24 protein-coding genes and 1 pseudogene are annotated in these 25,901 nt (G+C 75.4%); 15 read left to right on the forward strand and 10 right to left on the reverse strand.

The genetic code is table 11. The annotated features are described in order from the left end of the window. Positions 1–34: 34 nt before the first annotated feature. From ACQPYN_RS12035 to ACQPYN_RS12045, 3 genes are all read right to left on the reverse strand, one after another. Positions 35–664, reverse strand: a complete 630-nt coding sequence (locus ACQPYN_RS12035; RefSeq protein WP_433037079.1) for a helix-turn-helix transcriptional regulator — start codon at positions 662–664, stop codon at positions 35–37. Continuing rightward, positions 652–2,613, reverse strand: coding sequence for an ATP-binding protein (locus ACQPYN_RS12040; protein ID WP_433037081.1), 1,962 nt, complete (start codon positions 2,611–2,613; stop codon positions 652–654). Before ACQPYN_RS12040 ends, ACQPYN_RS12035 begins: the two co-directional genes overlap by 13 nt. A gap of 94 nt (positions 2,614–2,707) precedes the next feature. Next, positions 2,708–4,093 (reverse strand): RNA polymerase sigma factor, encoded by a 1,386-nt coding sequence (locus ACQPYN_RS12045; protein WP_433037083.1) that lies wholly within the window; start codon positions 4,091–4,093, stop codon positions 2,708–2,710. A gap of 296 nt (positions 4,094–4,389) precedes the next feature. On the opposite strand from ACQPYN_RS12045, the gene ACQPYN_RS12050 reads away from it, so the two are divergent. Next, positions 4,390–5,214 carry an inositol monophosphatase family protein gene (locus ACQPYN_RS12050; RefSeq protein WP_433037085.1) on the forward strand — a complete coding sequence of 275 codons (825 nt, stop codon included), beginning with the start codon at positions 4,390–4,392 and terminating at the stop codon, positions 5,212–5,214. Here the strand turns inward: ACQPYN_RS12050 and cei are convergent. Further along, positions 5,211–5,867: an envelope integrity protein Cei gene (gene cei / locus ACQPYN_RS12055; RefSeq protein WP_433037087.1), complete on the reverse strand. Its 657-nt coding sequence runs from the start codon at positions 5,865–5,867 to the stop codon at positions 5,211–5,213. The two genes, ACQPYN_RS12050 and cei, sit on opposite strands and share 4 nt — an antisense overlap. 400 nt (positions 5,868–6,267) lie before the next feature. On the opposite strand from cei, the gene ACQPYN_RS12060 reads away from it, so the two are divergent. Then, positions 6,268–6,570 (forward strand): DUF4193 domain-containing protein, encoded by a 303-nt coding sequence (locus ACQPYN_RS12060; protein WP_133825164.1) that lies wholly within the window; start codon positions 6,268–6,270, stop codon positions 6,568–6,570. 3 nt (positions 6,571–6,573) lie between these two features. On the opposite strand, the gene ACQPYN_RS12065 is transcribed toward ACQPYN_RS12060, so the two are convergent. Then, positions 6,574–7,074 (reverse strand): DUF3093 domain-containing protein, encoded by a 501-nt coding sequence (locus tag ACQPYN_RS12065; protein WP_433037089.1) that lies wholly within the window; start codon positions 7,072–7,074, stop codon positions 6,574–6,576. 28 nt (positions 7,075–7,102) lie between these two features. Between ACQPYN_RS12065 and dut the strand changes: the two genes are divergently transcribed. The 4 genes from dut (at position 7,103) to ACQPYN_RS12085 (ending at position 9,744) form a co-directional block, all read left to right on the forward strand. Next, positions 7,103–7,597, forward strand: coding sequence for a dUTP diphosphatase (gene dut, locus ACQPYN_RS12070; RefSeq protein WP_433038851.1), 495 nt, complete (start codon positions 7,103–7,105; stop codon positions 7,595–7,597). Beyond that, positions 7,594–8,328 carry a DUF3710 domain-containing protein gene (locus tag ACQPYN_RS12075; protein WP_433037091.1) on the forward strand — a complete coding sequence of 245 codons (735 nt, stop codon included), beginning with the start codon at positions 7,594–7,596 and terminating at the stop codon, positions 8,326–8,328. Before dut ends, ACQPYN_RS12075 begins: the two co-directional genes overlap by 4 nt. A 122-nt stretch (positions 8,329–8,450) precedes the next feature. Continuing rightward, the gene (locus ACQPYN_RS12080) at positions 8,451–8,825 is read left to right on the forward strand and encodes an OB-fold nucleic acid binding domain-containing protein (RefSeq protein ID WP_274189274.1); all 375 of its coding nucleotides are present in this window, start codon (positions 8,451–8,453) and stop codon (positions 8,823–8,825) included. A 154-nt stretch (positions 8,826–8,979) separates the two neighbouring features. Further along, positions 8,980–9,744 carry a DUF3159 domain-containing protein gene (locus ACQPYN_RS12085; RefSeq protein ID WP_433037093.1) on the forward strand — a complete coding sequence of 255 codons (765 nt, stop codon included), beginning with the start codon at positions 8,980–8,982 and terminating at the stop codon, positions 9,742–9,744. Here the strand turns inward: ACQPYN_RS12085 and ACQPYN_RS12090 are convergent. Both ACQPYN_RS12090 and ACQPYN_RS12095 read right to left on the reverse strand, forming a co-directional pair. Further along, positions 9,741–10,412, reverse strand: a complete 672-nt coding sequence (locus tag ACQPYN_RS12090; protein WP_433037095.1) for a potassium channel family protein — start codon at positions 10,410–10,412, stop codon at positions 9,741–9,743. The two genes, ACQPYN_RS12085 and ACQPYN_RS12090, sit on opposite strands and share 4 nt — an antisense overlap. A 25-nt stretch (positions 10,413–10,437) precedes the next feature. Continuing rightward, positions 10,438–11,106, reverse strand: a complete 669-nt coding sequence (locus ACQPYN_RS12095) for a potassium channel family protein (protein ID WP_433037097.1) — start codon at positions 11,104–11,106, stop codon at positions 10,438–10,440. A gap of 124 nt (positions 11,107–11,230) precedes the next feature. Here ACQPYN_RS12095 and ACQPYN_RS12100 point away from each other — a divergent pair, with 124 nt between their 5' ends. The 9 genes from ACQPYN_RS12100 to ACQPYN_RS12140 all read left to right on the forward strand — a co-directional run bounded on the left by ACQPYN_RS12100 (position 11,231) and on the right by ACQPYN_RS12140 (position 22,418). Then, positions 11,231–13,363, forward strand: a complete 2,133-nt coding sequence (locus ACQPYN_RS12100) for an APC family permease (RefSeq protein WP_433037099.1) — start codon at positions 11,231–11,233, stop codon at positions 13,361–13,363. Then, positions 13,360–14,631 (forward strand): class I SAM-dependent RNA methyltransferase, encoded by a 1,272-nt coding sequence (locus tag ACQPYN_RS12105; RefSeq protein ID WP_433037101.1) that lies wholly within the window; start codon positions 13,360–13,362, stop codon positions 14,629–14,631. Before ACQPYN_RS12100 ends, ACQPYN_RS12105 begins: the two co-directional genes overlap by 4 nt. 44 nt (positions 14,632–14,675) lie before the next feature. Further along, a complete protein-coding gene (locus ACQPYN_RS12110) occupies positions 14,676–15,869 on the forward strand; it encodes an amidohydrolase family protein (protein WP_433037103.1) in 1,194 nt (397 codons plus the stop codon). A 286-nt stretch (positions 15,870–16,155) separates the two neighbouring features. Continuing rightward, positions 16,156–17,250 carry a M20 metallopeptidase family protein gene (locus ACQPYN_RS12115; RefSeq protein ID WP_433037105.1) on the forward strand — a complete coding sequence of 365 codons (1,095 nt, stop codon included), beginning with the start codon at positions 16,156–16,158 and terminating at the stop codon, positions 17,248–17,250. 83 nt (positions 17,251–17,333) lie between these two features. Continuing rightward, the gene (locus tag ACQPYN_RS12120) at positions 17,334–17,915 is read left to right on the forward strand and encodes a class I SAM-dependent methyltransferase (protein ID WP_433037107.1); all 582 of its coding nucleotides are present in this window, start codon (positions 17,334–17,336) and stop codon (positions 17,913–17,915) included. 98 nt (positions 17,916–18,013) lie between these two features. Next, on the forward strand, positions 18,014–20,005 hold the full coding sequence (gene dxs / locus ACQPYN_RS12125) for a 1-deoxy-D-xylulose-5-phosphate synthase (protein WP_433037109.1): 1,992 nt from the start codon (positions 18,014–18,016) through the stop codon (positions 20,003–20,005). A 63-nt stretch (positions 20,006–20,068) separates the two neighbouring features. Then, positions 20,069–20,740, forward strand: a complete 672-nt coding sequence (locus ACQPYN_RS12130) for a response regulator transcription factor (RefSeq protein WP_433037111.1) — start codon at positions 20,069–20,071, stop codon at positions 20,738–20,740. Positions 20,741–20,794: 54 nt separating this feature from the next. Continuing rightward, the gene (locus ACQPYN_RS12135) at positions 20,795–21,943 is read left to right on the forward strand and encodes a sensor histidine kinase (RefSeq protein WP_433037113.1); all 1,149 of its coding nucleotides are present in this window, start codon (positions 20,795–20,797) and stop codon (positions 21,941–21,943) included. Positions 21,944–21,956: 13 nt separating this feature from the next. Continuing rightward, positions 21,957–22,418, forward strand: a complete 462-nt coding sequence (locus ACQPYN_RS12140) for a group II truncated hemoglobin (RefSeq protein ID WP_433037115.1) — start codon at positions 21,957–21,959, stop codon at positions 22,416–22,418. A gap of 13 nt (positions 22,419–22,431) precedes the next feature. Here ACQPYN_RS12140 and ACQPYN_RS12145 read toward each other — a convergent pair. The 3 genes and pseudogenes from ACQPYN_RS12145 to ACQPYN_RS12155 form a co-directional block, all read right to left on the reverse strand. Further along, positions 22,432–23,656 (reverse strand): annotated as a pseudogene (locus ACQPYN_RS12145) (HRDC domain-containing protein). Between the two features lie 305 nt (positions 23,657–23,961). After that, positions 23,962–24,678, reverse strand: coding sequence for a response regulator (locus tag ACQPYN_RS12150; protein WP_433037117.1), 717 nt, complete (start codon positions 24,676–24,678; stop codon positions 23,962–23,964). Positions 24,679–25,112: 434 nt separating this feature from the next. After that, entirely contained in the window at positions 25,113–25,718 is a 606-nt protein-coding gene (locus ACQPYN_RS12155; protein WP_433037119.1) for a DUF3000 domain-containing protein, read from the reverse strand. Positions 25,719–25,901: the final 183 nt, after the last annotated feature.

Genomic DNA, 25,901 nt, shown 5'->3' on the forward strand with positions numbered 1-25,901 from the left:
GAACGGCGCCGCCGTCGCAGATGGGCGTGACTGCCTATCTTCCGCGCACGGCCCGGGCGACGGCGGCCGCGCGCGAGGGCACGGCGAGCTTGCGGAGCACGGCCGAGACGTGGTGGTTCACGGTGCGCTCGGACACGTGCAGGCGGCCCGCGATCTCGGCGTCCCGGAGCCCCTCGACGAGGAGGGCGAGCACCTCGCGCTCCCGGGCCGTCAGGGGGCCGGTGTCGGCGTCCGTCCGGGACAGGCGCGGGATGCGGCGGGCGCCGAGGGCCCGGAGCCGCCGGGACACGACCCGGCCCAGCGGCAGCGCGCCGAGGTCGCCCGCGATGGCCAGGGCGGCGCGCAGCGACGGTTCCTCGTGCGACTCCGCCAGCGCCAGGGCCCGGTGGTAGGGCAGCCCCAGCGCCCCGAAGCCCTCGGCCGCGCGCCGCCAGCCACCGGCGACGTGGGCGGCCACCCCGGTGTGCTCCCCGTCCGCCTCCGGCGCCCCCAGCACCTGGAGCCACCAGAGCAGCTCCGCGTTCCACCACCCGCCCAGCGCCGTGCCGGCCGTCCTCGCCCAGGCGGTGCGGATCTCGTCGGCCATCCCGTCCGTGGCGCCGGAGAGCCAGGCCGCCTCGGCCCGGGCGGCGGCCACCCCGAGGGTCGCGCTCAGGTCCGGCACGCTCGCGGTCCGGGTGGCCGCGGCGTCGAGGAGGCCGTCGGGGTCCGGCTCCCCCGCCGCAGCCGGATCAGCCCGAGGGTGAGGGCGGTCGTGACGCTCCGGACGGCCGGCGACGTCGCGGTCGTGGTGCGCCAGAGCGATGCGGCGTCCTCGGCCGCCGCGTCCCACTGCCCGCGGTGCATCCGGCTCTGGGCCCGGAAGGCGCGGGCGTAGTCGCCCCAGAACTCGACGCCCCGCTCGGCGCAGAAGGCCTCGGCGGCCTCGGCGCAGGCGTCCACCTCGTCGTGGCGCAGGTACTGGCAGGCGACGCGCACCAGCTGGAACAGGCCGCGGGCGGCGTGGTCGTCGGACCCGGCGGCGACGGCCGCCGCGATGCCCGACCGCATCTGGCCGGTCCCGCCCGGGTCGCCGCTCAACGCGCGGGCGAGTCCGAGGTCGATCGACGCCTGCGCCGCGATCTCCCGCGCGCCGAGCGCCTCGGCCAGGACCAGGGCGCTGTGGCCCCACTCCTGCGCCTCGTCCTGGGACGAGAACGTGGCGAGGTGCTGCGCGACGGTGGCCCGCGCCCGGGCGAGCTCGACGCCGGGCGGCAGCTCCTCGAGCAGAGCCACGGCGGCCCGACCCCGGCGGTCGGCGTCGTCGTTGCGCTGCGACATCCACGCCAGCCGGGCGAGCCAGCACAGCGTGTCGCCCTCGCGGAGACGGTCACCGAGGGCGCGCCAGAGGCGCAGGGCCTCCTCGGCGTCCGCCGTCGCCTCGGCCGTGTGGTCGCCCAGGGCGCGCTCGAGCGAACAACGGACGAGCAGGTCGGCGCGCTCGGCGTCGGCGGCGGGGGGCAGGGCGCGCAGCGCTCGCCCGTACTGGTCCGCCGCCTGCTGGTGGGCGCCGAGGCGGGCCGCCTCGACCGCCGCGCGCTCCGCGTGCCGGCGCGTCGCCGGGCGTGCCCCGGCCGCCTCGGCGTGGTGGGCGAGGGTCGCCGGCGAGGTGTCCGTGTCCTCGAGCACGTCCAGGACCCGTCGGTGCAGGTCGACCCAACGTCCCGGAGGGATCGTGGAGAGCAGCGCCCGGCGCGCCAGCTCGTGCCGGAACGCCACCGTGCTGCCGTCGGCCCCGGGAACGGCGGCGCCGAGGATGCCGGACTCGACGCACCGGTCGAGGGCCCCGGCGCTCACCCCGGCCGCGGCGCGCAGGACGGTGACGTCCACCGGCGGTTCGAGCACCGCGGCGGCCTCGAGCAGGTCACGGGCGGCGCCCGGCAGGCGGGTCACCCGGGTGAGCACGGCGTCGCGCACCGTCGCGGGCACGCGCGGCCCGCCGGTGGCGAGCACCTCGGTGACGAAGAACGGATTGCCGCCGGTGGACGCCCAGAGCTCGTCGACGTCGGCGGTCCCGGCCAGTTGCGCCACGGCCTCCCGGGACAGCGCGGGCAGGTCGAGGCGGCGCACGGCCCGGTGGGAGGCCAGGTCGCCGAGGAGCACGCGCACCGGGTGGTCGGGGCCGATCTCGTCGTCCCGGTAGGTCACGACGACCAGGGCGGGGACCTCGGCCAGCCGTCGCGCGAGGTAGCGGACGAGGTCCACCGTGGCGTCGTCCGCCCAGTGCAGGTCCTCGACGACGAGCACCTGGCCGGGTCGCCGGGACAGTGCGGCGAGGACCGCGCCGAAGACCTCGACCGGGTTGCTGCCGGAGGCGAGGGCGGTCGTCAGCTCGGGGCCGGCCGCGGTGCCGAGGTCGAGCAGCGGGGCGAACGGGCGCGGTGTCGACATCGCCTCGCACGCCCCGCGCCACACCCGGCCCCGCCCGGCGGCGAAGGCGTCGACGAGGCTGGTCTTGCCGATGCCCGCCTCGCCGCGCAGCAGCACCAGCCGGCCCTCGCGCGCGGCCTCGTCGTTCCACGCGCGCAGCTCCCGGAGCGCGTCCGCGCGCTCGAGGAGGGGCGGGGCAGCCACGGGGTGAGCCTGGCCCGCCGACCGGGGTCTGTCACTTGCCCCGCACACGACGACGGCCCCCGAGCCGGAGCTCGGGGGCCGTCGTCGTGAGCGTCTAGTCCAGGTAGTCGCGCAGGACCTGCGAGCGCGACGGGTGGCGCAGCTTCGACATCGTCTTCGACTCGATCTGACGGATGCGCTCGCGCGTCACGCCGTAGACCTGGCCGATCTCGTCGAGGGTGCGCGGCTGGCCGTCGGTGAGGCCGAAGCGCAGGCGGACCACGCCGGCCTCGCGCTCGGAGAGCGTGGCGAGGACGGATTGCAGCTGGTCCTGCAGCAGCGTGAAGGACACCGCGTCGACGGCCACCACGGCCTCGCTGTCCTCGATGAAGTCACCGAGCTGCGAGTCGCCCTCGTCGCCGATCGTCTGGTCGAGCGAGATGGGCTCCCGGGCGTACTGCTGGATCTCCAGCACCTTGTCCGGGGTGATGTCCATTTCCTTGGCCAGCTCTTCAGGAGTGGGCTCGCGCCCGAGGTCCTGGAGCAGCTCACGCTGTATGCGGCCGAGCTTGTTGATGACCTCGACCATGTGCACCGGGATGCGGATGGTGCGGGCCTGGTCGGCCATCGCGCGGGTGATGGCCTGGCGGATCCACCACGTCGCGTAGGTCGAGAACTTGTAGCCCTTGGTGTAGTCGAACTTCTCGACCGCACGGATGAGGCCCAGGTTGCCCTCCTGGATGAGGTCCAGGAACGCCATGCCGCGGCCGGTGTAGCGCTTGGCCAGCGAGACGACGAGGCGGAGGTTCGCCTCGAGCAGGTGGGACTTGGCGCGCTCGCCGTCGCGGACGATCCACCGCAGGTCGCGCCGCATCTGCGTCGCGAGCTCCTGCTGGGCTTCGGCGACCTTGCGCAGCCGCTCGGAGGCGTAGAGGCCGGCCTCGATGCGCTTGGCGAGCTCGACCTCCTCCTCGGCGTTGAGGAGGGCGACCTTGCCGATCTGCTTGAGGTAGGCGCGGACCGAGTCGGCCGACGCGGTGAGCTCGGCGTCCTTGCGCGCCTGGCGCAGCGCCTCGGACTCCTCTTCGTCCCAGACGAAGTCGCCGGACTTCTTGTCCTCCTCCGTGGGCTCCTCGGTCTCGACCTCGGTGGCCTCGACGACCTCGGCCCCGAGCACGACGACGTCCTCGGTGAGCTCCGAGGCGGCGGCCTCGAGCTCGGTGCCCTCGAGGCCCTCGAGGTCGGCGCCCTCGGGCTCGTCGGCGGCGCCGTCGGCGTCCTCCGCACCCTCGGGGGCGTCGGTCTTCGCCGCGCCCTTGCCCTTGGCGGGCGCGGCCTTCTTGGCGCCCTTGGCGGAGCGGGTGGCCTTCTTCGCAGGGGCCGTCGCGGGCGCCTCCGCATCCTCGGGAGTCGCGACCACACCGACCGGGCCCGCAGGGGCCTCGGCGGGGTCGGCGGCGTCGGAGACGCGGCGTCGGGTTGCGGACTTTGCGGCTGCCACAGACGACCTTTCGTGACGAACGGCTGCACGGCGGTGGTATCGACGGGCCGGGCCGCCGGAGGGCCACCCGGAAGGGGGAGGGGCACGCCAAGGTCCCCGTCCCCCGGGTGTACCGCCTCGGCTCAGCATCCATTGTAACGAGCGTCGGGCGAGTCCGTCGCACCTCACAGGTCCGACGGCGGACGAGTCCTCGTCGCGGCCGGTCACGGGATCGATTCCGAGGGTCCTCGCGGGCCGCCCCGGCCCGTGGTCCGGGCGTCGCCGGGCGGCCACCTGCGTGTGGTCGGATGCTCCTCATGGACTCCCCGGTGCACGAGGAGGTGCTCGAGGACCTCGCCGTGACGATCGCCCGCGAGACCGCCGCCCTGGCCCTCACGGTGCGCGAGCGGGCCGTCGCCGACCCCGGCGGGCTGGACACGAAGAGCTCGGCCACCGACGTCGTCACCGAGGGCGACCGGGCCTGCGAGGCCCTGGTCCGGGAGCGCCTGGCCGCCGCCCGTCCCGACGACCTCGTGCTGGGCGAGGAGGGCGGCACCAGCGGCACGCCCGCCCCGGGCCAGGTCCGCTGGATCGTCGATCCCATCGACGGCACCGTGAACTACACCCACGGCCTGCCCTGGTTCTCGGTCTCGATCGGGGCCGAGGTGGACGGGGTCGTGGTCGCCGGCGCGGTGGTGGAACCGGTCTCGGGACGCGTGTGGCGCGCGGCGCGCGGCCACGGCGCCTTCCGCGACGACGAGCCGCTGCGGGCCTCGGCCCTCGAGGACCTGCGCCTCGGCGTGGTCGGGACGGGACTGAACTACGACCCGGCCCGCCGCGGGCGCCAGGCGGCGGTGCTCGCCAGGATCGCCACGTCGATCGGGGACGTGCGTCGCACCGGCTGCGCCTCGCTCGACCTCTGCGCGGTGGCCGCGGGGTGGCTCGACGGCTTCTACGAGCACGGCCTGCAGCCCTGGGACGTCGCGGCCGGGGAGCTGATCGCCGAGGAGGCCGGGGCGGTCGTGCGCCTGCCGGGGCCGGGTGAGGACGGGCTGGGGGACGAGGCGACGCTCGCCGCCCCGCCCGGGATCGTGGCGTCGCTGGTGGCGCTGCTCGCCGCCGAGGGGGCCGGCGGGATCTAGGAGCTGCAGTCGACCGAGCGCAGGGCGGTCAGCGTGGCGTCGTCGGGCGTCGGGGCCGGGGCGCCCGAGCCGTCGGTGGCCGTTTGGCGGCCCAGCGCCCTCAGGGCCTCGGTGACGGGCTGGCCGGGGGAGATGTCGCGGAAGTCGTCGCCCAGCGCCAGGTCGACCTCGCCGCCGGTGCGGCGGTCGGACACGAGCTCGGCGCACGGCACCACGAGGCTCAGCGTGCGCGCGGCCGACGCGCCCTCGGGCCCGTAGCGGATCTGCCCGACGCAGGAGAGGTCCTGTGCCGGGTAGAAGGGGTCGTTGTCGGGCGGGGCCGCCTCGGCGATGCCGAGCTCGCCGAGCTCGGCGGCCGCCAGCTGGGCCTGGCCGCGCTGGCCGGCGCCGTTGAGGACCTTCACGCGCACGTCGCCGGGCGCGGCGGCCTGCTGGTCGTCCAGCGCGTCGGACGCCTGCGGCGCGCCCGCCCCGGCCACCGGCGAGGCGTTGCAGGACGTCACCGAGCCCGCCGTGGAGTTCGTGAACACGATGGTCCAGGTGACGATGCTCGCCACCGCGAGCACGGCCACCAGCACCGTGGCCGGCACCATGTTGCGCCGCCGGTAGACGTCGCGGACGCGTGACGTGCCCGCCTTGAACGTGCCGACCACCGACGCCCCTTCCCGCCCCGACCGCGGCGGGAGACCTCGGCCCGCCGCGTCGGGGCCAGAGTAGTGGTCCCCGTGTGCGGCGGACCCCGGCCGCGGTCCGGCGTGGCGGGGCCGGTGGTGCGGCGGTGGTGAGAGGGGTGTGACCTGCGGGTTGCCGGGTCGTGTCCGTTCCGCCGCGCCGCTGTCACCGGGGTCGGCTGACCGCGCGGGGTCGCGTGGGTTACCCTCCCGCCGCTCCGCAGCCTCTGCGCGGACGTCGCGTTCGTCCGCGCCGGGTCACCCCGGTGAGACCCGGGTCACTTTCCCGGTCCGGCACAAACGGCCGTCCTCCCGCGTTGTGCTGCCGCACGACAGAGATACCTCCGGCAGCAACCGGGCAAGACCGAGGGTGGGAAACCGCATGGCGACCGACTACGACGCCCCGCGCCGCAACGAGACCGACGAGATGGGTGAGGACTCCCTCGAGGAGCTCAAGGCCCGGCGCAACGAAGCGCAGTCCGCTGCCGTCGACGTCGACGAGACCGACACCGCAGAGAGCTTCGAGCTCCCCGGGGCCGACCTCTCCGGCGAGGAACTGACGGTCCGCGTACTGCCCAAGCAGGCTGACGAGTTCACCTGTGGAAGCTGTTTCCTGGTCCATCACCGCAGCCGCCTCGCCGACCAGCGAGGAGGCCTCTTCATCTGCCGCGATTGCGCCGCGTGACCCTCACCTGAGGGCCGCGAGGAGCTCCTGCGGACGACGGGTGGAGATGACCCAGTAAGGGGTGGGGTCGTCCGGGTCGAGCACCTCGATCCGGACGGCAGGCCCCACCCAGGGACGGTGCAGGACGAACGCCTGCGGGTCGAGCTGGGGGCCGAGTGCCTCCCGCTTGGCCTCGCCGGTGACGACGTCGACCCGTCCGACCAGCGACACCGGGAGATGGGCCACGCCGGCGCGCAGCTCGCGCGCCGATTCTCCCGACGGCGTGCCGACCCCGACACGCACGCGGCCCAACCAGATCAGCACGGCCGCCGCCAGCGGCAGCAGGAGCACGTAGGGCAGCCAGGAGCGCACGCCCGGATAGCCCATGTGCAGCTCGGCCGCCATGAGCACCGCGATCAGCAGCGCCGGCGGCCACCACCACCACGGCACCGTCAGGCGCTCGTCGTGGTCGGCCCCGTCCCCGGGGCCCGCGTCGGATCCCGGTGAGGGCCGTGGGGAGCTCACGACACCCAGAGTAGTCTCGCGCGCCGTGGTGCAGGTCGACCTCGTCCGCCTCGATCCCGGGCTCCCCGTGCCGGCGCAGGCCCGTCCCGGCGACGCCGGCACGGATCTCGCAGCCGCCCACGACGTGACCCTCGCTCCCGGCGAGCGCGCCCTCGTGGGCACCGGGCTCGCGATCGTGCTCCCCGAGGGCTACGCGGGCTTCGTCATGCCCCGCTCGGGGCTCGCCGTCCGCGAGGGCATCGGGCTGCTCAACGCACCCGGGACGATCGACGCCGGGTACCGCGGCGAGGTCAAGGTGTGCCTGGTCAACCACGACCCGGCCCGCACGGTGAACGTGCGACGCGGCGACCGCGTCGCCCAGCTCGTCGTCCAGCGGGTGGAGGAGACGGTGTTCCGGGTCCTCGAGGGCGTCGACGACGTCGAGGCCCTGGCCGCGCACGCGCCCTCGGCCCGGGGGGAGGGCGGCTTCGGATCGACCGGGGTCGCCGGCGGGGGACGTCGTACGGAAGGAGACCAGCGGTGAGCGAGGACGTGCGGGGTGGGCGTCACCGGCAGCGCGCGGGGCGGGTGGCCCAGGTCGGCGTCGCCGCCGACCCCGCGGGACGCCGTCACCACCAGCGACAGGGCCCGTGGGACGCCGAGGAGGCGCCGCGCGACGGCCGACTGCGCCTGGACCTCGGCTCGGTGCAGCTGCCCGTGCCGCGGGGTGCCCGTCTCAAGGCCGAGCCCGACCCCTCCGGCCCGCTGCGGGCGGTGCACGCGATGGTCCCCGAGGGTCGGCTGACGGTCAGCGCCTTCGCCGCGCCGCGCACCGGGGGCCTCTGGCCCGAGCTGGTCGAGGAGCTCGCCGCCCAGCTCCAGAAGGAGGGCGCGACGATCCGGCGCGACCGCGGGGAGTGGGGCCGCGAGCTGGTGGCCCGCAACGGCACCACCGTGGCGCGGGTCATCGGCGTCGAGGGACCGCGGTGGATGCTGCGCGGCGTCGGCACCGGGCCGGTCCAGCACGCCCTCAAGCTGCACGGGCTCCTGCGCGAGATGCTCCGCGGCACGGTCGTCGTCCGCTCGTCGGACGCGCTGCCGGTGCGCTCGCTGCTGCCGCTCGACGTGCCCGAGGACGTGCCCGAGGAGTTCGCCGACTCGCTGGTCGAGTCGATGCCCACCAAGCCCCGGCAGATCACCCGGCCCGAGGGTCCGGTGATCCCGATGATGCTGCCGCAGCGGCCCGGGGCGGGCACCTCACCGGGCCGTAGCTGAGCAGGCCGTGACCTGCAGGACACGGGCGACCGATCGCGCACGACAGGACTATTCTCGGTCTCAGTCCGCGGCCGACGGCGCCCGATCGAGGCGTCGTCCGCGGTGACGGCACAGGAGCGGTCATGAGCGCCGAGAGCGGATTCCTGCGACGCATGGTCCGTCGGCTCACCTCCGACGTCGGCGACCTCGATGCGGACGACCTGTCCGCCGAGGCCGTCCGGTCGGGATGCAACCGTGCGTGCGACTCGAGCACGGGCGAGGCGGTGACGGTCAAGGGCCGCCTGCGCTCGGTGGAGATCTGTCCGCGCGGCTCGGTGGCCACGCTCGAGGCCGAGCTCTTCGACGGCACCGACGGCGTCACCCTCGTGTGGTTGGGACGCCGCCGGATCCCGGGCATCGAGCCTGGTCGCACCGTGCGCGCCAGCGGGCGCGTGGCCGTCCGCGACGGGCGGAAGGTCATCTACAACCCGTACTACGAGCTCCAGCGGACGCACTGAGTACCGTGGTCCCACCGGCCGCCGGCCGGTGCGGGACGCCCCGCCCGGGCCGTCCGCCGTCCTCCGGGAGACCGCCATCCGACCCGAGACGCGCCCCTCCGAGCCCCACCCAGCAGCCGGCCCGGCCGACCCGATCGACCCCCCGACGGGTCCCGTGCGCGGCCTCGGCGGCGAACCCGGCGCCCCGCGCCGCGAGGAGCCGGAGACCGAGGCCCTGGGCACGCCGGTGATCCGGGACGAGGTCGACGAGCCGGACCCCGATCCCGGAGCCGACGCCCCCGCGCCGCGCAACCCCACGCTGCTCGACCAGATGGGCGGGATCTCGGGGATCGTGGCCTCCGGCGTGCCGGTGGTCGTGTTCGTCGTGGCCCAGGCCGTCGCCGGCAACCTCGTGGCGTCGATCGTCGCGGCGGTCGCGTCCGCGCTCCTGGTGGCCGGCTGGCGGCTCACGCGCGGCGAGGCCGTCCAGCCCGCCCTGTCCGGCCTGCTCGGCGTCGCGGTCTGCGCGTTCATCGCCTGGCGCACGGGCGAGGCCAAGGGCTTCTTCCTGCTCGGCATCTGGACGAGCCTGATCTACGGCGGCGTCTTCCTGCTGTCGGTGATCGTCCGGCGGCCCCTGGTCGGGGTCATCTGGCACCTCGTCAACGGCGAGGGCCAGGCGTGGCGCCGGGACGTCGCGGTGCGCCGCGCGTTCGACATCGCGTCGCTGGCCTGGGTCGTCGTGTTCGGCGCGCGCTTCGTCGTCCAGCGCTGGCTCTACGACTCCGTCTACGCCGACACCTGGCTGGGCTGGGTCCGCATCGCGATGGGCGTGCCGCTGGCCGCCGTCGCCGCCGCGGTCACGGTGTGGGCGGTCCGGCGCAGCCGGCAGGCGCAGGCACGACCCGGGACCCGCCCCCACTCCCGACGGGCCCGCTAACCCGCCTCCGGCTCGCCCTTGAGGACGCGCTGGATCTCCTCCTCGAGGTCCTCGGCGGCGACGAACATCAGCTCGTCGCCCGGCTCGATCGGGTCGTCGGGCTGGGGGACGATCACGCGGCCGCCGCGCAGGATCGCGACGAGGGCGGCCTCGCGGGGCAGGGGCACCTCGCGCACGGCGCGCCCGGCCAGCGGGGTGTTGGGCGGCAGGGTGACCTCGACGAGGTTGGCCGTGCCCTGGCGCAGCGTCATCAGGCGCACGAGGTCGCCGACGGACACGGCCTCCTCGACCATCGCCGCGAGCATGCGCGGGGTGGACACGGCGACGTCGACGCCCCAGGCGTCGGTGAACAGCCACTCGTTGCGCGGGTCGTTCACGCGGGCCACGACGCGCCGCACGGCGAACTCGGTCTTCGCGAGCAGCGACACGACGAGGTTGACCTTGTCGTCGCCGGTCGCCGCGATGACGACGTCACAGCCCTGCACGCGGGCCTCCTCGAGGGAGGCGAGCTCGCAGGCGTCGGCGTGCACCCACTCGGCCTGCGGGACGGCCTCGGGCTCGACGTGGGTGAGGTCGCGCTCGATGAGCATCACCTCGTGCTCGGCCTCGACGAGCTCGGCGGCGATCGAGCGGCCCACCGCCCCGGCGCCCGCCACGGTCACACGCATCGGTCGTACCTCCCGGGCACACGCACTACTGCTCCGCCCTCTCCGGCGACGCCGCCGCTGCCGCGGTGACCGCGGCGACCGTGCCGCTGACCGCGGCCGTGTACACCACATCCTCCGCCTGCAGGACCGTCTCCGGCGTGGTGAGCACGCCGGTGCCGAACCGGACGATGAAGGCCACGCGGCTGCCCGTGGCCTCCTCGAGCTCGGTGACGGGCCGGCCCGCCCAGTCCTCGTGGAAGTGCACCTGCATGATCGCGACGGTGCCCGACGGGTCGCGCCAGGCCGTGGCCACGCCGTCGGGCAGCAGCATCCGCAGGAAGCGGTCGGTGGTCCACGGCACGGTGGCGACGGTGGGGATGCCGAGGCGCTCGTAGACCGCGGCGCGCTTGGCGTCGTAGATGCGGGCGACGACGTGGGAGACGCCGAAGGTCTCGCGGGCCACACGCGCGGCGATGATGTTCGAGTTGTCCCCGGAGGAGACCGCCGCGAACGCCTCGGCGCGGTGGATGCCCGCGGCGGTCAGCGTCTCGCGGTCGAAGCCGGTGCCCACGACCTCCTGGCCGTGGAAGTCGCTGCCGAGGCGGCGGAACGCCTGGGCGTCGCGGTCGACCACGGCCACGTCGTGGCCCAGCCGCTCCAGGGCCAGCGCGAGGGAGGACCCCACGCGCCCGCAGCCCATCACGACGATGTGCACGCCGCCTCCCCGATCCTCGCTCGGCCGCGCCGGAACATCCCCGGACGGGCGGTGCGCACCGTATCTCCCCGGACGGCGTACCCACCGATGCGCTGGTCGGTGTGGACGCGCCTACGCTCGCCACGTGTCCAAGCTCGCCACGGCGACCAAGCGCCTGCTGCTCGGCCTGCCGTTCCGCAGCGACGAGCTGCAGGGCACGCTGCTGCGCAAGCGGGTCGCCCTGCCCGTGTTCGCCTCCGACGCGCTGTCGTCGGTGGCCTACGCGCCGCAGGAGGTGCTGATCACCCTGTCGCTGGCCGGGCTGGGGGCCTATGCGCTCGCGCCCTGGGTGGGCGTGGCGGTGATCATCGTGCTGGTCACGGTGGTGGTGAGCTACCGCCAGAACGTGCACGCCTACCCGTCGGGCGGCGGCGACTACGAGATCGCGACGGTGAACCTCGGCAAGTACGCCGGGCTGACCGTGGCCAGCGCCCTGCTGGTCGACTACACGCTCACGGTCGCCGTGTCGGTGTCCTCGGCCGCGGACAACCTCGGCGCGCTCGTGCCGTTGGTCGGCGACCACAAGGTGCTCTTCGCGGTCGCGGCCATCGTCATCCTCACCGCCGTCAACCTGCGAGGGGTGCGCGAGTCCGGGGCCGCCTTCGCGATCCCCGTCTACTGCTTCATCGTCTGCATGGTCGGCATGATCGTCGTCGGTGCCCTGCGGCTGGCCTCCGGCGACGCACTGGTCGCCCCGAGCGCCGGGTTCGGGGTGCTCCCCGAGGGCGGCGGCGACTCCACCGACGACCTCACCCAGCTGGCGCTCGTCTTCCTCGTCCTGCGCTCGTTCACCCAGGGCTGCGCGGCCCTGACCGGCGTCGAGGCCATCAGCAACGGGGTGCCGGCGTTCCGCAAGCCCAAGTCGCGCAACGCCGCGACCACTCTGGCGATGCTCGGGCTGATCTCGGTGTTCCTGTTCTCCGGGATGATCGCCCTGGCCCGCGCGTCGGGCGTGGTCATGGCCGAGCGGCCGGGCGACCAGCTCGTCGGCGCCCCGGCCGGCTACCGGCAGGAGACGCTGGTCGCGCAGCTCGCGCGGACGGTGTTCGACGGCTTCCCGCCCGGCTTCTGGGCGGTGACGATCTTCACGGCGCTGATCCTCGTGCTCGCCGCGAACACCGCGTTCAACGGCTTCCCCGTGCTCGGCTCGATCCTCGCCCAGGACCGCTACCTGCCCCGCCAGCTGCACACCCGCGGCGACCGGCTGGCGTTCTCCAACGGCATCCTGTTCCTCGCCTTCTTCGCGGTCGTGCTGGTGGTGGGCTTCAGCGCCGAGGTCACCGCGCTGATCCCGCTCTACACCGTCGGCGTCTTCGTCTCCTTCACCCTGAGCCAGACCGGCATGGTGCGGCACTGGACGCGCCTGCTCGGCACCGAGACGGACGCGACCGAGCGCGGCCGGCTGCGGCGCTCCCGCTGGGTCTCGGGCTTCGGCACGGCGATGACCGGCACGGTGCTGCTCGTCGTGCTGGTGACGAAGTTCGTGGTGGGCGCGTGGATCGCCATCGTCGCCGGGGTCCTCGCCTTCCTCCTGATGCTGTCGATCCGGCGCCACTACGACCGGATCTCCGAGGAGATCGCCGCCCCGGAGGTGATGACCAGCACGCTGCCCAGCCGCAACCACGCGATCGTGCTCGTCTCGCAGCTGCACATGCCGACGCTGCGGGCGGTGGCCTACGCCCGCGCGACCCGCCCGGACGTACTCGAGGCGCTGACGGTCAACGTCGACGACGCCGACACCCGGGCGCTGGTCGCGCAGTGGGAGCGCCGCGACATCCCCGTGCCGCTCAAGGTCGTCGAGTCGCCCTACCGCGAGATCACCAAGCCGATCCTGCAGTACGTCAAGCGCATCCGGACCGACAACCCACGGGACGTGGTCACCGTCTTCATCCCCGAGTACGTGCTCGGGCGCTGGTGGGAGCAGCTGCTCCACAACCAGAGCGCCCTGCGGCTCAAGGGCCGCCTGCTCTTCCAACCCGGGGTGATGGTGGTCAGCGTGCCGTGGCAGCTCGAGTCCTCGAAGCGGGCGGCGGCCCGCCGTCCCCCCGGCGCGCCGGGTTCGGCGCGCCGTGGCTACGAGCCGCCGCCCGGTACGGGCGGCCCTGCGGTCCCGGCCGACGCCGCCCCGGCGCCGCCGCCGAGCCCCGCGACGGCCGGCCGCTCGCCGTCCCGGCGCTCCGCAGGCGGGCGCGACGAGACGCCGGCGCGGCCGCGATGAGCGCGCCCGCCGAGGGGGCCGCCGAGCCCACCGCCGAGCCCGCCGCCGAGCCCGCCGCCGAGCCCGCCGCCGAGCCCGCCGTCACCGACTGGACCGACCAGCTGCTCGAGCTCGACGTCGGGGCGGTCGCGCACGGCGGCCACTGCGTCGCGCGTCACGAGGGCCGGGTGGTCTTCGTGCGCCACGCGTTGCCCGGCGAGCGGGTGCGGGCGGCGGTCACCGAGGACGCCGGCGGCTCGTTCTGCCGCGCCGACGCGGTCGCGGTGCTCGTGGCCTCGCCGCAGCGCGTCGAGCCGCCCTGCCCGTGGGCGGGACCCGGCGGGTGCGGCGGCTGCGACTGGCAGCACGCCGAGCCGGCCCTGCAGCGCGAGCTCAAGGCCGTGGTCGTCGCCGAGCAGCTCTCCCGCCTGGCCGGGATCGAGCGCGAGGTCACCGTCGAGGAGCTGCCCGGCGGGCCCCTGGACTGGCGCACCCGGATGCGGATGGCCGTCACCGACGACGGGCGGCCGGGCCTGCGGGCGCACCGCAGCCACGAGGTGCTCCCCGTCGGCGACTGCCCGATCGCCGCGCCGGGGGCGCTCCTGCCCGTGCTGGAGCGGGAGTGGACGCCGACCGCGGAGGTCGAGATCGTCCGGGACGCCGCGGGCGAGGTGCACGCCGCAGAGCTGTTCGAGGGCGTCCGGCACCCCGCGCTGGGCAGCGGCACCGCCCACGAGCAGGCCGCCGGCCGCGAGTGGGAGCTGCCCGCGGAGGCGTTCTGGCAGGTCCACCCGCACGCCGCGGACGCGGTGGTCGCCGCCGTGCTCGAGGGCGTCGGCGACGTCGCGGCGGGCGCGTGCACCTGGGACCTCTACGGCGGCGCCGGGCTCATCGCGGCCCCGCTGGCCGAGCGCGTCGGGCCGGGGGGTCGGGTGGTGCTCGTCGAGAGCGACCCCGCGGCCACCGCGGCGGCGGGACAGTGCCTCTCCGATCTGCCGGCGGTGCAGGTGGTGCGGGGTCGGGTGGAGAAGGTGCTGGACGGGCTGCCCGGGCCGCCCGCGGTGATCGTCGCCGACCCGCCGCGCAAGGGGCTGGGCCGCGGCCTCGCCGGCCGGCTCGCCGAGCAGGGTGCCGAGCGGATCGTCCTCGTCGCCTGCGACCCCGCGGCGCTCGCCCGCGATGTCGCCGCGATGGCCGAGCACGGCTACCGGTTGGACACGCTGCGTGCGTTCGACGCGTTCCCGATGACCCATCACGTCGAGTGCGTCGCAACCGTGCGCCGGACGTGACGTACTCCGGTAGACAGGGACCGGCGGCGTCGAGGGAGTCACCGGTGAGCGGGAGCCTGAGCGGGAGCCTGGTCAGCGCGGGCCTGGTGCCGGCGGGGCCGGTCAGCTTCCTGGACGGGGTCCGGATGATCGACCACCACTGCCACAGCGTCGTCGACGGTCCGCTGGACCGGGCGGGCTTCGAGGCGCTGCTCACCGAGGGTGCCGCGCCGGCGCCGGGCACGAGCGGCTTCGACTCGGCGCTGGGGTTCTCGGTGCGCCGCTGGTGCGCGCCGGCGCTCGACCTGCCCGCCCACGCGGACCCCGACGACTACCTCGCCCGCCGCGCCGAGCTCGGGCCCGACGAGGTGACCCGCCGGTTCCTCGGCGGGGCCGGGGTGGGCGCGGTGTTCGTCGACCACGGTTTCGCGGCCGGCGGCCTGCTCGCCCCGTCCGCCCTCGGCGCGGCGGCCGGCGCGGCGGTGGGCGAGGTCGTCCGGCTCGAGGCGGTGGCCGAGGCCGTGGCCGACGCGGGCGTCGACGCCGCCGGCTACGGCGACGCCCTCCGGGACGCGGTGGCCGCGCGCACCGACCCCGGCGCGGTGCCCACGCCCGTCGCCACCAAGAGCGTGCTGGCCTACCGCGCGGGCCTCGACGTCGACCCGACCCGCCCGGAGGCCGCGGAGGTCAAGAAGGCGGCCGACGGGTGGCTGCGGCGCCGCGCCGAGACCGGCGAACCCCTGCGCGACCCCGTGCTGCTGCGCCACGGGCTCTGGACCGGCCTGGACACCGGGCTGCCGCTGCAGATGCACACGGGGTTCGGCGACCGGGACGAGGACCTGCACCGCGCCAACCCCGCGCTGCTCGTCGGGCTGGCCCGCCTCGTCGAGCCGCTGGGCGTGCCGCTGATGCTGCTGCACTGCTACCCGTACCACCGGGAGGCGGCGTGGCTCGCGCAGGTGTTCACCGGCGTGCACGTCGACGTCGGCCTGGCCGTGCCCTACGTCGGCCCCCGCGCCGCCACCGTGATCGGGGAGCTGCTCGAGCTCGCGCCCTTCGGGAAGGTCCTCTACTCCTCGGACGCGTTCGGCCTGCCCGAGCTGCACCTGCTGGGGGCGCTGCGCTTCCGGTCGGCGCTGGGTGGTCTATTGGAGCACCTCTGCGCGACGGACGAGCTCGCGCCCGCCGACGCCGAACGGGTGGCCACCATGATCGGGACCGACAACGCGCGCCGGGTCTACGGGCGGATGCCGGCGTGAGTCGGCCCCAGCCCGTGACCCCCCCATCCACGACGCCGCAGCCCGCGACCCCGCCCCGCGTCGCCCCGGCGCTGCACGCCGCGCTCGAGGACGAGCTCGACGCGGCCGTGGCGCTGCGGCACGCGCTGCACCGCGACCCCCGCCTGTCCGGCGACGAGGCCGACAGCCGCGACCTCGTGCTGGGCGCGCTCGCGGACGTGGTGCCGGACGGGCGCACCCCCGACCCGGTGGCCGACACCGGGGCGATGGTGCGCCTCGGGGCCCCGCCGGGGACGGGACGCCGGCGGTGGCCGTGCGCGCCGAGCTCGACGCCCTGCCCGTCGTGGAGCGCACCGGCCTGCCGTTCAGCGCCACCGGCGCCGCCGCGCACGTCTGCGGGCACGACGTCCACGTCGCGGCGCTGGTCGCCGTGGTGCGGGCGATCGGACGGGCGGGCGCCGGCGCGCTGCCCGCGCCGCTGCTCGCGGTCTTCCAGCCGCGCGAGGAGAAGGCCCCGTCGGGCGCGGCGGACGTGGCCGCCGACCCCGCCTTCGTCGCTCACCGGGTGGGGGCGGTGCTCGGGGTGCACGTCCAGCCCGAGCTGCCGCGCGGCACGGTCTCGGTGCGCGGCGGCCCGGTGAACGCCTCGGCCGACGAGATCGAGATCGAGGTGCACGGGCGCGGCGGGCACGGCGGCTACCCCCACCGCACGCGCGACCCCGTGCTCGCCCTCGCCGAGATCGTCGCCGGCGTGCACCACATCGTGTCCCGGCGCGTCGACCCGATGGCCGCCGGCGTGATCACCATCGGGCAGATGACCGCGGGCTCGGCGCCCAACATCGTCCCCGAGACCGCGTCGGCACGCGGCACCGTCCGGGCCCTCGACGCCGACCGCGACGAGATGCTCGCCGCGGTCCGCGACGTCGTGGAGGGCACCGCCACGGCCTACGGGTGCACCGCCACGCTCACCGTGGTGCCGAACGAGCCGGCCGTGGTCAACGACGACGCGCTGGCCCGCACGGTCGCGGCCTCGCTCGGCGGGCGTCGCCGCGAGGACCGGACCGGCGGCAACGGGCACGGCAGCGGCGGTGCCAACGGAGACGGGCACGGGGACGCGGACGCCCCGGGGGAGCCGACCGGCCTGGTGCTCGACACCACGTTCCGATCCTGCGGCGCGGACGACTTCTCGCACTACGGTGACGTGCTGCCGTCGTTGATGCTGTTCGTGGGCACGACCCCGGCCGGGTCCACCCCGGGCGAGGGCCCGGGCCTGCACCACCCCGAGTTCTCGCCCGACGACGCGATGGTCGGCGAGGTGGCCCGCGCGCTCCTCGCCTCGGTCGTCGCCGCGGGCGCGGCGCTCGTGGCCACCACCGCGGAGCCTGCGGACCCGCTGGTCTAACCCGAGGCCGGCCCCAGCCCGACCCCGCTCGTCACCACCCCCGGGACCCGGGGCCGACGAGCCCCCGTGAAGGAGACCCAGGCGTGACCGAGATCCAGGCGTTCTCCCGCGAGTTCCTGCGCGACCCGCTCCACGTCGCCGCGCTGTTCCCCAGCTTCGGCCCCCTCTGCCGCCAGGCCGCGGCACCGCTGCCCGAGACGGGCGACCCGGTGGTGCTCGACCTCGGCGCCGGCACCGGCCAGGTCACCGACGTCATCCAGGAGCGCCTGGGGGGCCGCGGCCGGCACATCGCGGTGGAGTTCAACCCCCGCATGGCCGCCGTCCTCCAGGAGCGGCACCCGAAGGTCGAGGTGATCTGTGACGACGCGAACGCCGTCGTCGAGCGCCTGCTCGCCGAGGGGGTGCGCACCGACCTCACCGTCTCCGGCCTGCCGTGGCTGCTCACCTCGCCGAAGGACCGCACGATCTTCCGCCCGCTGGCCCGGCTCGCCGCCCCGGGCGGCGCGGTGACGCAGCTCGCACACGCCTGGATCCGGTTCTTCCCGGCCGCCAAGCAGGTCCAGCGCAACCTCGAGACGCACTTCGAGGAGGTCGTCGTCACCCGCACGGTGCTGGCGAACATCCCCCCGGCTGTGGTCTACGTCGCCCGGCGGCCGCGAACCTGATGGTCGCGCCGTCGACGACGATTCGGGCGAACTGCGCCGGGTCCGCGCGTCCGTAGACTGGGCGGGCCGTTGACCCCCGGCGGAGCAGAGGTGACCCCGTGACGTTGATGGACCGTGTCCGCACCCCCGCGGACCTGCGCGGTCTCGACGCGGACGAGGTCGTCGCCCTCGCGTCCGAGATCCGCGCGTTCCTCGTCGACCGGGTGTGCCGCACCGGCGGGCACCTCGGGCCGAACCTGGGTGTGGTGGAGCTGACGCTCGCCCTGCACCGGGTCTTCGACTCGCCGCGGGACGCGCTGATCTACGACACGGGCCACCAGAGCTACGTCCACAAGATCCTCACGGGCCGTGCCGACGACTTCGGCGGGCTGCGCCAGGTCGGCGGGCTCTCGGGCTACCCGAGCCGCACCGAGAGCGAGCACGACCTGGTGGAGAACTCCCACGCCTCCACCGCGCTGTCGTGGGCGGACGGCCTCGCGAAGGCCGACGCGCTCACCGGACGCGACCGGTCGGTGGTGGCCGTCGTCGGCGACGGGGCCCTCACCGGCGGGATGTGCTGGGAGGCGCTGAACAACATCGCCGCGGCCCCCGACCGGCCCGTGGTGATCGTCGTCAACGACAACGGGCGCTCGTACTCGCCGACGATCGGCGGGCTGTCGCGCAAGCTGACGGCGCTGCGGCTGCTGCCGCGCTACGAGCAGGCCCTCGAGCACGGCAAGCGCGCCGTGCAGGGCCTGCCGCTGGTCGGGCCCACGTTGTACTCGGCGCTGCACGCCGCGAAGGCCGGGATGAAGGACGCCCTGAGCCCGCAGCCGCTGTTCGCCGACCTCGGCCTGAAGTACCTCGGGCCCGTCGACGGTCACGACGTCGAGGCCATGGAGCACGCCCTGCGGGTGGCCCGCGACTTCGGCGGCCCGGTCGTCGTGCACGCGGTGACCGCGAAGGGCCGCGGGTTCGCGCCCGCCGAGGCCGACGAGGCCGACCTCATGCACTCCCCGGGGCCGCTCGACCCCGAGACCGGGGTGCCGGTCGGGCCCAAGCCCCGGGACTGGACCGCGGTCTTCACCGAGTCGATGCTCGAGCTCGGGCGCGAGCGCTCCGACGTCGTCGCCATCACCGCGGCGATGCAGGGCCCCACCGGGCTGACGCCCTTCGGCGAGGCGTTCCCCGAGCGCCTGTTCGACGTCGGCATCGCCGAGCAGCACGCGATGACCTCGGCGGCCGGGCTCGCCGCGGGCGGCCTGCACCCCGTCGTCGCGATCTACTCGACGTTCCTCAACCGCGCGTTCGACCAGCTGCTCATGGACGTCGCGCTGCACCGCGCGCCCGTGACGATCACGCTCGACCGCGCCGGGGTCACCGGCAGCGACGGCGCCAGCCACAACGGCATGTGGGACCTCTCGATCCTCGGGATCGTGCCCGGCCTGCGGGTCGCCGCGCCCCGGGACGCGGTGACCCTGCGCGAGGAGCTGCGCGAGGCCGTCGGCATCGACGACGGGCCGACCGCCCTGCGCTGGTCGAAGGGCGCGGTCCCCGCCGCGGTGCCCGCGCTGCGCACGCTCGGCCCGGCCGAGGGACCCGGGCGCGTCGACGTCCTCGCCGAGCCCGGCCGTCCCTCGCGCGCCGCCCCGCGGCCAACCGCGGTGGACCGCCTGCCCGACAGCGTCGTGCCCGACGTCCCGGACGTCCTGCTCGTGTGCGTCGGGGCGTTCGGCGAGCTCGGGGTGCAGGCCGCCGAGCGCCTGACCGCGCAGGGGATCGGCGTCACCGTCGTCGACCCGCGCTGGGTCCAGCCCGTGCCCGAGGCGCTCGTGACGCTGGCCGGCGAGCACCGTCTCGTGGTCACCGTCGAGGACGGCGGGCGCCACGGCGGCGTCGGGTCGGCGATCGCCGACGCCCTCGCCTCGGCCGAGGTGGACGTCCCCGTGCGCACGCTCGCCCTCGATCAGGAGTTCCTCGCCCACGCCTCGCGCGGCCAGGTGCTCGCCGGGGCGGGCCTCACCGACGCCGACGTCGCCCGGCGGATCACCGAGTGGGTCTCGGGCCGCGACACGACGCTCGTGCCGGACGCGGACACCGTCGCGCGCTGACCCCGATCCTTCTCGGCGTTGTTTCTCAGGGGCTGCTCAGGAGACCTGTGGCACCGTGGAGATGTGCGAGTACTGATCGTGGAGGACGAGCAGGCCCTGGCCGACGCGCTGGCCCGTGGCCTGCGCCGCGAGGGGATGGCGGTCGACGTCGCGTACGACGGCGACGAGGGCAGCGAGAAGGTCGGCGTGACGCGCTACGACGTCGTCGTGCTCGACCGCGACCTGCCGGGACGCTCCGGTGACGAGCTGTGCGCCGAGATCGTCGGCGACGTCACGCGCGTCATCATGCTGACGGCGAGCGGCGCGCTGCGCGACAAGGTGGAGGGGCTCGCGCTCGGCGCGGACGACTACCTCGCCAAGCCCTTCGACTTCCCGGAGCTCGTGGCGCGTGTCCGCGCCCTCGGCCGGCGCGCCACCCCCGCGGTGCCGCCGGTGCTGCGCTCCGCGGACATCGTGCTCGACCCCGCGAAGCGCACCGTCACCCGCCGCGGCTCGGTGCTCGAGCTCACCCGCAAGGAGTTCGGGGTGCTCGAGGTGCTCATGGCCGCGGGTGGCGCGGTGGTCAGCTCCGAGGAGCTGCTCGAGCGGGTGTGGGACGAGAACGCCGACCCGTTCACCACCACGGTGCGGGTCACGGTGATGACCCTGCGCAAGAAGCTCGGCGAGCCCGGGATCATCGACACCGTCGTCGGCTCGGGCTACCGGGTGCCGGCGGAGTCGCCCGCGGTGGTCTAGGGCGCCCCGAGCCCTTCACGGGGCCGCCTCCGGGCGCCCCGTAGCGTCACGGCCGTGTCCGCCGCCTCGCCCGCCCTGCGCCGGGGACCCGGGCTCCGGGTCCGGCTGACGCTGGTCGCCACCGGCCTGGTCGCCGTCGTGGCCGTGGTGATGGTGTGGCTCGGCTGGATGCTCGTCGGCGAGGTCGCGGCGGGCGTGCCCCAGCTCCCGCCCGACACCCCCGTCACCGTCGACGGCGTGCGGGTGCCGGCGGGGGAGCTGGCCGTCGCGCTGGGGAAGTCCGCCCGCACCGAGGTGCTGCGGGTCGGCTCGATCGCGTTCGCGATGGTCGTCATCGCGGCGGCCCTGGTGTCCTGGGTGCTGGTCCGCCGGGTGCTGCGCCCGCTGCACGAGGTGACCGCCGCCGCGCGCCGGCTCTCGGCGGAGTCGCTCGACGCCCGCATCGGGCTGACCGGCCCCCGCGACGAGGTCGCCGAGCTGGCCGCCACCTTCGACGCCATGCTCGACCGCCTGCAGGCGGCGTTCGACGCGCAGCGCCGCTTCGTCGCCAACGCGAGCCACGAGCTGCGTACCCCGCTCGCGGTGCTGCGCACCGAGGTCGACGTGACCCTCGCCGACCCCGAGGCCGACGTCGCCGAGCTGCGTCGCATGGCCGAGGTGATCCGCGAGGCCACCCGCCGCGCCGAGCACCTCGTCGCCGGCCTGCTGCTGCTCGCGCGCACCGAGGCCGCCGACGCCGTGCCCACCGAGCCCGTCGACCTCGCCGAGACCGTCCCCATCGCGCTCGACGCGGTGCGCGCGGAGGCCCGCGACCGGGGGCTGAAGATACGGACCGACCTGGCCTCCGCCGGGGTCGCCGGCGACGCCGCCCTGCTCGGGCGCATCGCCGGGAACCTCGTCGAGAACGGGGTACGCCACAACGTCGACGGGGGCTGGCTGACCCTGCGCACCGGGGTCGAGGACGGGCACGCGGTGCTCGCCGTGGCGTCGTCGGGCCCGGTGGTCTCCCCGGAGACCGTGGCCGAGCTGTTCGAGCCCTTCCGCCGCGGCGCCGGCCGCACCGGCACCGGCACCGGCCTAGGCCTGTCGATCGTGCGGGCCGTCGCCCACGCGCACGGGGGACGCGCGTCCGCCGAACCCGTCGAGGGCGGGGGGCTCGCGGTCACCGTGGCGTTGCCGCTGGATTCCCGGCCGAACACCTGATTACAGTGTTGCAATGACACCGACGCTGTACGAGTGGGCCGGCGGGACCGAGGCGTTCCGCCGTCTCATCGACGCGTTCTACGACCGGGTCGAGCGCGACGACCTCCTGAGCCCGCTCTTCCCGGGCGGGGTCACCGAGGAGCACCGGGCGCACGTGACCCTCTGGTGGGCCGAGGTGTTCGGTGGCCCGGCGGACTACACGACCTCGCTCGGCGGCTACGAGCGGATGCTCGCCCACCACCGCGACCTCGGCATCACCCCCGACCAGCGCCGGCGGTTCGCCGAGACCATGAGCCGGGCGGCCGACGACGCAGGCCTCCCCGACGATCCCGAGTTCCGCGCCGCCTTCGTCGGCTACGTCGAGTGGGGCACCCGGCTCGCGCTGGCCAACTCGCAGTCCGGTGCCGACGTCGTCGAGCAGGCGCCCGTCCCGCAGTGGGGATGGGGTGTGGCGCCGCCGTACCAGCCGTCCTGAGGCCCGTCCTGGGTCAGGACGGCTCCTCGGCAGGGGCCGGCTGTGCTCTCAGGGCCTCGGCGAGCAGGGGAGCGGCGAGCTCCGCCTGCCACGGCCGGGCGCCCAGGTCGGCGAGGGCCGCACCCACCGCGTCGGCGTCGGCCGTGTCGGCACCGTCGGGGGCTCGGGCGGCGACCAGCACAGACGGCGCACGAGGTCGGGCGTCACGAGGTTCTCGACCGGGGTGCCGGTGCGCTCGGACAGGCCCGCGAGGGCGGCCCGCGCGGCGGCGAGACGTGCCGCGGCGGCCGGGTCCTTGTCGCCCCAGCGGTGCGCGGGCGGCGGGCCGTCGGGCTGCGCGGCGGCGGCGGGCCACTGCGTGCGGTCCAGAGCGCGGGCGCGGGCGATCGCCGACCACCAGCGATCGCCCAGGCGGCGCTGGGCCCGCCCGCGGAACACCGGCATCGCGACGAGCTCCTCACGGCCCGCGGGCTCGCGCAGAGCGGCGTCGACGATCGCGGCGTCCGGCAGCAGGCGGCCGGGGGCGACGTCGCGGGCGGCCGCGAGCTCGTCGCGGGACTCCCACAGCTCGCGGACGACGGCGAGCTGCGCGGGCCGGCGCACCTTGTGCATGCCCGAGGTGCGCCGCCACGGCTCGGCGCGCGGCGGCGGGGGAGGGCGAGGCGCACGGCCTCGAACTCCTGCTCGGCCCAGGCGGTCTTGTGCTGGCGCTCGAGGTCGGCGGCCACCGCGTCGCGGAGCTCGATCAGCAGCTCGACGTCGAGGGCGGCGTAGGTCAGCCAGTCGTCGGGCAGCGGGCGGCGCGACCAGTCGGCGGCGCCGTGGCCCTTCTGCAGCCGCACGCCCAGCAGGTGCTCGGTGAGGGGGCCGAGCCCGACGCGCGGGTAGCCGACGAGGCGCCCGGCGAGCTCGGTGTCGAAGAGGGAGTCGGGGCGCATGCCGACCTCGGCCAGGCACGCGAGGTCCTGGGAGGCGGCGTGCAGCACCCACTCGACGCCGCGCAGGGCGTCGCCGAGCACGGAGAGGTCGCCGCCGCACGCGATGGGGTCGACGAGGAAGGAGCCGGCGCCCTCGCGGCGCAGCTGCACCAGGTAGGCGCGGGCCGAGTAGCGGTAGCCCGAGGCCCGCTCGGCGTCCACCGCGACGGGACCGCTGCCTGCGGCCAGACGTGCGGCGGCGTCCGAGAGCGCCGCGGCGTCCTCGACGAGCGGGGGAACGCCGTCGGCCGGTTCGAGCAGGTCGACGGCCGTGTCCTCGGCGGGTCCCGCGTGGTCCGCCGCCTGGTTCTCGGCCCGGCCGCCTGCATGATCCGGAGCCCCGGCCTGCTCGCTCTGCGAAGTGTTGGCCGTCACGGACGGTGGAGTCTGCCCGCTCCCGGCGTCCGGCGCAGGAACAAGAGTGGATCTCGACGGCGTGTCGGACCCCGTCGGGTCGCCCGGAGCGCGGCCACGGACCCCACCGGCGTTCCCGGCGGGGTCCGTGGACCGGCTGGCCGGGGACGGCCGCTCCGAGGAGGAGCGGGCCGACCCCCGTGCCCTCGCGCTCAGCGGATGACGCCGGCCCGCATGGCCAGCGCGACCATCTGTGCCCGGTCGCCCGTCCCGAGCTTGCGCCCGATGCGGGAGAGGTGGCTCTTGACCGTCAGCGCCGAGAGGCTCAGCGCGTCGCCGATCTCCTTGTTGGACCGCCCGTCGGCGACCAGCTGGAGCACCTCGACCTCACGGGCCGACAGCTCCCGTGGGGTGTTGTCCGTGGCCGGCACACGCGTGCCCGCCGCGAGCAGCGGAGCGACCGAGGGGTCGGCGTAGAGGCCGCCCTCGAGCACTCGCCGCACGCCATCGGTGACGACGCCGGGAGACGCCGACTTGAGCAGGTAGGCCTGGGCGCCGGCCTGGAAGGCCGCACGCACCGCCGACGGGTCGTCGGAGGCCGCCAGCACCACGATCCGGTTCCAGCCCTGCGCGCGGAGCTCGGCGATCAGGTCCAGGCCACTGCCGTCCGGCAGGCCGAGATCCAGGATCGCGAGATCGCACGGCCCGCTGGCCAGTGCTCGGGTGCGGGCCTCGGAGATCGAGGCCGCCTCGTGGACGGTGCCCGCGCCCATCGAGGAGAGCCGCTGCGCGATCGCCTCGCGCAGCAACGGGTGGTCGTCGACCACCAGGACAGAGAACATCTCTTCCCGCGGATGCGGGACCATGGCCGGCGGCAACAAGCCGCTTGCGACGCCGCGAAGGGCCATGCCTGGGCCCACGGTTGCCACGTCGAGTACCTCCTAGAAGTCGGTCTTGCCCCCCGACATTCCGCACCGGGCCCCCGAACCATCGACCGCGCCGCCGATCGGACGAGGAAGTGCGTGCGAGAGAAGATATCCCCCCGGGCGAGTTAACGAGAGCATCAGGGCCAACTTCGCTCGGTGGAGTTTCGTGCGTTACGCGGCCGCGGTCACCCTTTGGAGTGGACAGACGACACGGAATCGTCTCTCGGTAACACTGCGTGTAACTGCAGCTACGGAGAGTGCTGAGTGGCGCCGACCGGCACAGCCCGGCTGCAACCAACGCCCCAACGTGGGCGCGTGACGGGTGGAGCGGGGTCGGGCTGATCGGACGCCTCCCTGTGCATCTCAACGCGAGGGCGCGATGACCTGCAAGGGGTTGCTGAAATTGCGGGAGCGATACCGGTAGTACCGGAAAAATGTCAGCCGGATCGTCCGGCGCGACGCGTTCCGAGTGTCGTCACGCCCTCCGGCGGAAGTCCCGCGGCGATGGCGAGGACACCCGCGAACGCGTCGCCGTGCGCGGTGAGGACGTCCTCGGTGGGCGTCCAGGACGCCCGCAGCTCGAGATCGGTGGCGTGACTCGGGCCACTGATGTCGCCGAAGCGCACCGAGGCCGTCTGGGTCACCGTGCCGCCGAGCGCGGTCCAGGCCGCCCCGGAGTCCTCGAGGGCGCCCGTGAGCCACGACCACGCCACCTCGGGCAGCATCGGGTCGCCGGCGTGCTCGGGGTCGAGCTCGGCGCGCACGAAGGTCACCACGCGCAGCGTGCCGTCCCAGGCGTCCTGGCCCTCGGGGTCGTGCAGCAGGACGAGGCGCCCGGTGACGACGACCTCGGCGTCGTCCACCTCGCCCACGCCCGGCGCGGGCGGGCCCGCGAGGACCTCGGCGCTCCAGGCCGCCGAGTACGGCGCCAGGCGCTGCGGGGGCCGCATCGTCCGCAGCTCGATCTCGGGACGGGTCCGGAGATCGGCGAGGGACTCCACCGCGCGCCGGAACGTCTCGGGGTGGGTGGTGGGCGCCGTCACCTCGACGACAGTAGGCCGAACGGGTTCTTTCCGGCACCTCCCACGCCGAGGGGTCCCGTGCGTCCCTCGTCCACCACCCGACCCGCGCGTCCCACCGACACGGGAGCGAGGGCGTGCCTCGCTGCCTGCGGCGCGGCCGGGGCGGCCCTCGCTCCCGGCGGCGGAGGGCGCCGGGGCCGTGGG

It is taken from the genome of Actinomycetospora sp. CA-053990 (assembly GCF_050948445.1).
Taxonomy (GTDB): domain Bacteria; phylum Actinomycetota; class Actinomycetes; order Mycobacteriales; family Pseudonocardiaceae; genus Actinomycetospora; species Actinomycetospora callitridis.

Bases quoted from the DNA above. Each gene is read 5' to 3' on its own strand.
- ACQPYN_RS12140 (WP_433037115.1), top strand. From the start codon at position 21,957: ATGACACCGACGCTGTACGAGTGGGCCGGCGGGACCGAGGCGTTCCGC.
- ACQPYN_RS12105 (WP_433037101.1), top strand. From the start codon at position 13,360: ATGAGCGCGCCCGCCGAGGGGGCCGCCGAGCCCACCGCCGAGCCCGCC.
- ACQPYN_RS12060 (WP_133825164.1), top strand. From the start codon at position 6,268: ATGGCGACCGACTACGACGCCCCGCGCCGCAACGAGACCGACGAGATG.
- ACQPYN_RS12050 (WP_433037085.1), top strand. From the start codon at position 4,390: ATGGACTCCCCGGTGCACGAGGAGGTGCTCGAGGACCTCGCCGTGACG.
- ACQPYN_RS12080 (WP_274189274.1), top strand. From the start codon at position 8,451: ATGAGCGCCGAGAGCGGATTCCTGCGACGCATGGTCCGTCGGCTCACC.
- ACQPYN_RS12090 (WP_433037095.1), bottom strand. From the start codon at position 10,412: ATGCGTGTGACCGTGGCGGGCGCCGGGGCGGTGGGCCGCTCGATCGCC.